Here is a 5,295-nt window from a genome sequence, read left to right on the forward strand (position 1 = left end):
GCGCGCGCGCGGCCGGGGTGTGTGCAGCTTTAGCTGCCCCACACCAGAGGAAGCTCTAAGCTTCCTCTAGGACTTTTTGAGAAGTCCTAGAGGAATCTTAGACGACATTTCGGAAAGGGGGGGTTCAGCCAAGCTGGACTGGCTAAATCCACTTCGGCCGCGTTGGCAATAGTGCTCACTTCCGTTGGCAATAGTGCTCACTTCCGTTGGCAATAGTGCTCACCTCGGGAGCCTAGGTCGGGTGAAGCGCCAGAAGTCCTTCCGCAGCTCCTCTATGCGCCATCCTGCAGCACCGATTTCGGCTACGGCCTTGCGCACCTTCGTCCTCCGCCACCTAGCCTGCGCTTCCGTGGCCTCCTCGGGCCATACATACTCGGCCAGCTTATCGACCCCCACCTCAGCCCCCTTCCCGGGATCAACCCATCCCGAAAGCCGCTGGTGGATCAGGCGGGCTGGATCGCTTTCCAAGGCCCGAGCTTCGATCAAGTCGATCCTGGCATGAGGGATGCGGCCCAAGATCGCAGATGCAATGCGAGGGCTTAGGGCGACGAACAGATCGCCCGTTTCTTCGTCGCTCGCATAGCTCGACAGAAGGCGGAACCCCTCGCTGCGCCCTCCCTTTCGGACCATCACAGTCACACCGAACAGACGTTCGACGGCCTGTCGGATGTTCCGCAGGTTATTGCCGCTCTCAACTAGGCCGATCTCACGCGCCAAGCGGCGCAAGCTATCCCTGACGATGAGGCTCGTCGGGCGATCTTTTGCGGCCTGTATAATCGCATTGGACGGCTCAAACAGAGACAGCATGAGTTGCCTGGCTCCGGGGCTGGCCTCGTCTTCATTTTCCAGAAGCAGGCCCTCGGGGCCAGCCATGGCCACGATGCCCTGCAAGACTCTCATCTCCAGCACCCCGAGCGGTTCTTTCCCGCCGAACTCCAGGCGCTCGTCCTGTCCGTAGTTGTAGATGATATCCAATTTCAGGCGCTTGCGGTCGCCGGGTGCCAGTGACCTGAAGAGACCAGGGCACAGCACATGCGCCCTGTCGTGAAGAGCATAGCTAAGATCAACCATGCGCGCGCCTCCGCGCTGGGCGGCCCTCTTGCTGGCCTTGGGCTTCTGCCCCTTTGGCATCTTCGATCCTCTCGATAGCAGCGGGGACTAGAAGCCCGCCCTCCACACGGTGGAGCCATTTGTCGGCCATGGGCTGGCCGAAGTTCGCCTTCGCCTGGGCCATGCGAACGAACATCTTGCGGTCGGCTGGGTCGATGCGATGAGCGCGAGCTTCGGCCTCGGTCATGCCGATGAGGTTAATTTGCCCTCCTCGCACGTTGTCCACCAGCACGGAGGAGCCACGGGATGCCTGCTGCGAGTCTCCTGCCCCGTTCATGGCCGCGCTTTTGCCGGTATGGTGAAGGAACAGCACCGATACCCCAGTGCGCGTGCAGATGGCCTCCAGGACGCCCAGCAGCCGCGCCATGTCGCTAGAACTGTTCTCGTCGGCCTGGTGGAACCTCCGCAGGGTATCGATGACCAGCAGCCGCGCGCCATCGCTCAGCTCCTCAATGGCACTGGCCCATTCTGGCGTCATCAGGTCCACGGACCGCCCCATCAGCGGAACGATCTCCATGTTCTCGACAAGCCGGTCCAGGGCCTCGGGTTCTACGGCTCCGCGCGCAGCATAAAGCCGGTGCGATACTGCCAGAGTCGGGTCCTCCGCTGGGAGATAGACCACTCGACCATGCTGCTCGATCCCCATTTCCAGAAGGTCGGGGCCGCCCGCCACAGCGATAGCAAGCTCAAGCGCCGCCCAAGATTTGCCTGCGCCGCCTTGTGCGACAAGGGCACCCACCGTGCCCGAGATCATGCCCGGAAGCACAAAGTCGAGCGGAGGCGGGGCGACATTAAAAGCCTCACGGATGTTCAACCGTGGCAACGCCGAAGCGTTGATGGTATTGGTAGCAGTAGGCATATCCGGTCCTTTCGGTTTGCCAAGTTTCGCAGGGGGCGGCTGCAACCCGCTCCCTGCACACACCCCCCGCCGCGCGCCGCGCCGGGGAAAAGAAGAAAGCTCACATCTCCCCAGGCCCCTTCGGTCGATCATCCGCCTCTGGCGGCTGCTCTCCCTGCTGGGCCTCGTGATCTGCTCGCTCGATAGAGGCATTCTCTGCGGTCCGGGTCGCGTAACCAACCGCGTCTTTGTGCCTGTCCACAACAAAAGGCGACCGGGCGACAATCGCGGCTGCGATGTCGTCTGTCGTCCAGCCCTCCTGGGCCATGATCTTCGCGGCCCTGAAGTCCAAGGCGCTGTCGTTCAGGGTCCAGCCTTTGCTTTTCGCAAGCCCGACCTCCCGCTTCCGCAAGGCATCGAACCGCGCCTCTGCGCCTTCGTCGGGGGCTGGCAAGGCATCTGCAGGCCGTCGCTCCATAGCTTTCGGCGCAGGCTTCTGCTGGCGCGCCTTCCGTTCCGCCATGGCCTCCCGCAGCTTCTCACGGGCGCGTTCGAGCATGTCCGTCGCTTTGCCGCAGATGACACCCGCAGCGTCGATCACGCGCGTAAACACGTCCCCGCGCCCGGCCTTTTTGTTCGAGAATCCCGCCATTCGGAAAGCGTGAACGACGCCACTGATTTTCGGGTCGCCCCATTCTCGATTGAGCATCCCCATCAGCATGTTCGCCGCCTTCTGCTCCTGCTTCTCGTCCTGGCGCGGTAGGCGCAGGACCGCCTGCAAGTTACCTTCGCTGGACTGCTGGACCAGGGCGGGCGCGAACCCCCGCGCACGCATGTCCTCGACCTTTTCAGGGGTCGTGTCATCAACCAGGATAAAGTGCTGCTGCCGGTCGATCGGCGTGATGTAGATGTCATACCCCAGGAGGTTCTGGCGGCTGAGATATGGGATCAGGTCGCGAACCGCCTCCGGGGAATAGAATCGTTCGCCGCGGTCCTGGCCCTTCTCCTTACCCAGGTTGAAGGTTTGCAGGTGATCCCGCCGTGCGGTCAGCGTCAGGCGGTATTCGGGGGCGGCAAGCGCCCCGCTCAGCGTCTCCCAAGCCTTCACCTTGGCCTGCTGGGCCTTCGTCAGCGCAGGGCGTGGGCCATCTTCCAGAGGGCTTGGATCAGCGGGGGCTGCCAGATCAGCAATGCGATCAGAAACAGCATCGAGGCCAGCGCCCCGGTCCCAGCTGCCAGGGCTAAGGACGCGATCCTGAATCGCTCCACCTGCTGCGGTAAGATCGAGGCTTTCTGGGTGGCGGAACGGATCGATTTCAAACCCTCGGACAGGATCTTCTCGGCGCGGACCGTCGCCGCTTCCAGCGTCTGCTCCGTCTCCGCCAAGCTCCCGTCGAATCGCTGGGTGATCGTGCTCAGGTCCAGCGCCATCCGGTCTAGCCTGTCGATCAGTTGCGCTTGGGCTTCCGCTGTCGATCTCGCCCGCTCCTGGTGTGGCTCCGCTTGCTCTTGCGCGGAGCGCCTCGCCATCTCGGTCCTGCTCATACTGGATCCCTCGCTCCTGCAATCCCTTCCACGTGTAGCTCTTGCCGAGATCGCTCCCCTTGAAGGGGATGCCGTGGATCTCGAATGAGAACCCATTCATTTTTCCGGTTCTTGCCACGTTCGGGCGCGCAACCGCCCCGGCTGCCTCAAGCCGGTCCATGAAGTCGAAGACGCTTCCGGGCTCTTCCAGAGCGGCGTCGATGATCTCTTGCAGGACCAGGCGCGGCGGCGCTTCGCCTGTCCTGTCGCTCATCTCGATCTCGTTCTTGGTGGGTCTGGCGCGCGGCGCGGGGCCGTCCTCAAGGCCCTTCGTCCTTGTCAGCCCGTGCCGCGCTTCCAGTTCCTGGGTCATTTTAATGGCGCTCTTCGCGTCCCACTCGCCATGGTAAAGCAACCCGTCTAGCGCGATCCGGCTGGCGACGATGTGGACATGATCGTGGTCTGTGTCGCGGTGACGCACGACAACATACTGATGATCACTCAGCCCCATCCCGTCCATGAAGTCAGCGGTGACGGCGGCCCAGCGGTCAGGATCCAGGCTGTCGCCGGTCGGCAGGGAAAGGCTGGTGTGCCAGACAGGTCTTTTCACATCGGGGCGGGTCTGGCGGGAAAGGCCGAACTCGGCCGCGAGGGCGCGGGCTGTCTCGCCGTTCATGTTGCCGCCTACGATCTCGCATGCTGCGCCTTTGCCCAAGGCATAGTCCAGCGCGCCGCGAAAGCCGGACCCGCGCTCCAGCTTCGCTTTCACGGCTGATCCTCCAGACCGATCAAGTGCGCGCGGACAGCCTTCAGCTGATCCCACAGCATCCGCAGGGCCTTCTCGGCGGCTGCCTTATCTCCTGGCTGCCACCGCCCCTCGTTGAGGGCCTTGGTCAGCTGGTTGAGGTTGCTCGCGGTCCGGGACAGCTCAGACCACGCCTCTTTGTTGAGTGTCGGGACGATGCGCGGGGGCTGCGCCAGCGCGGCGCGGCGCAGCCACTCGCCGCGGCTGACTTTCCCGCGCCGCTCATCCAAAAGCGCAAACTCGGCGTCGGTCAAACGACACGACACCGAGTGCAGGCGCTGCTCCTCGCGAGGTTTCGGATTAGGGCCGCGCCGGCGCTTTATGGAAGGCTCACTCGTCATCGGCCAGCAGCACCGTGATCTCGTCAGCGGTCAGGATCGGGCGGCCCTCCAGGTCACAGCTCAGCCCCGCATCCGGAAGAATCGACGGCATCGCCATCACTTCGACAAGACGGAGCACACGCGCCCGATTGTCGAAGTCGAGCCGGTGCAGCTCGTGCAGGTCAAGCTGACCCTGCTTGCGATGCACTGCGCGGAGGAGTTGACGGATTACATGGGCGACGCCAGTCCGCTCCATCATGACAGCATAGAGAGCGCGCACATCAGCCGGGTAGGTAGCCTCCATTTCGGAGCGGCGCACATCCTCGGCCTGCTGCTGGCGCAGGATGTCAGCCACTTCGGGCGGCAGGGTCTCGTCGTCGTGGTAAGCGGTCATCGTCTGTCCTTCCTGAATGCCCCGGCGCGCCGCGCGCCGGGCATAGCAACCCCCCAACCGCTAGGGCGCGGGGGCGATGAACCATCCACCAACCGAAGGGCGGGGGTGGGTCATCGGGTAAACTTCGCTTGCGAAGTTACACCTTGCTACTAACCTCTTCCTCTATAATAGGCGCTGGCGGTGAAAGCGGCAAGAATCTTCGCAAGCGGAGTTTGACGCGGATGTGGATAACCTCGCTTGCGATGTTTCCATGGCAATGACCTCGCTTTGCTCGGCCTCTTTTTCTTTTCCCGGCGCGCGCGCG

The 5,295-nt window shown here is 63.2% G+C and carries 5 protein-coding genes; all 5 read right to left on the bottom strand.

Features of this window, described 5'->3' with window-relative positions:
• Positions 1–219 precede the first annotated feature (219 nt).
• Positions 220–1,071 carry a replication protein C, IncQ-type gene (repC, locus tag J0F76_RS19705; protein ID WP_207472086.1) on the bottom strand — a complete coding sequence of 284 codons (852 nt, stop codon included), beginning with the start codon at positions 1,069–1,071 and terminating at the stop codon, positions 220–222.
• Positions 1,064–1,969, bottom strand: coding sequence for a helicase RepA family protein (locus tag J0F76_RS19710; RefSeq protein WP_207472087.1), 906 nt, complete (start codon positions 1,967–1,969; stop codon positions 1,064–1,066). The genes repC and J0F76_RS19710 overlap by 8 nt, the downstream gene beginning before the upstream one ends.
• A 100-nt stretch (positions 1,970–2,069) precedes the next feature.
• Complete coding sequence (locus tag J0F76_RS19715) at positions 2,070–4,241, bottom strand: relaxase/mobilization nuclease domain-containing protein (RefSeq protein ID WP_207472091.1); 2,172 nt, start codon at positions 4,239–4,241, stop codon at positions 2,070–2,072.
• The gene (locus J0F76_RS19720) at positions 4,238–4,618 is read right to left on the bottom strand and encodes a MobC family plasmid mobilization relaxosome protein (RefSeq protein ID WP_423227382.1); all 381 of its coding nucleotides are present in this window, start codon (positions 4,616–4,618) and stop codon (positions 4,238–4,240) included. Before J0F76_RS19720 ends, J0F76_RS19715 begins: the two co-directional genes overlap by 4 nt.
• Complete coding sequence (locus tag J0F76_RS19725; protein ID WP_207472097.1) at positions 4,608–4,991, bottom strand: hypothetical protein; 384 nt, start codon at positions 4,989–4,991, stop codon at positions 4,608–4,610. The genes J0F76_RS19720 and J0F76_RS19725 overlap by 11 nt, the downstream gene beginning before the upstream one ends.
• Positions 4,992–5,295: the final 304 nt, after the last annotated feature.

Source organism: Paracoccus fontiphilus, assembly GCF_017356265.1.
Lineage (GTDB): Bacteria > Pseudomonadota > Alphaproteobacteria > Rhodobacterales > Rhodobacteraceae > Paracoccus > Paracoccus fontiphilus.

Coding starts and splice junctions, on each gene's coding strand:
- repC (WP_207472086.1), bottom strand. CDS start 1,071: ATGGTTGATCTTAGCTATGCTCTTCACGACAGGGCGCATGTGCTGTGC.
- J0F76_RS19710 (WP_207472087.1), bottom strand. CDS start 1,969: ATGCCTACTGCTACCAATACCATCAACGCTTCGGCGTTGCCACGGTTG.
- J0F76_RS19720 (WP_423227382.1), bottom strand. CDS start 4,618: ATGACGAGTGAGCCTTCCATAAAGCGCCGGCGCGGCCCTAATCCGAAA.
- J0F76_RS19725 (WP_207472097.1), bottom strand. CDS start 4,991: ATGACCGCTTACCACGACGACGAGACCCTGCCGCCCGAAGTGGCTGAC.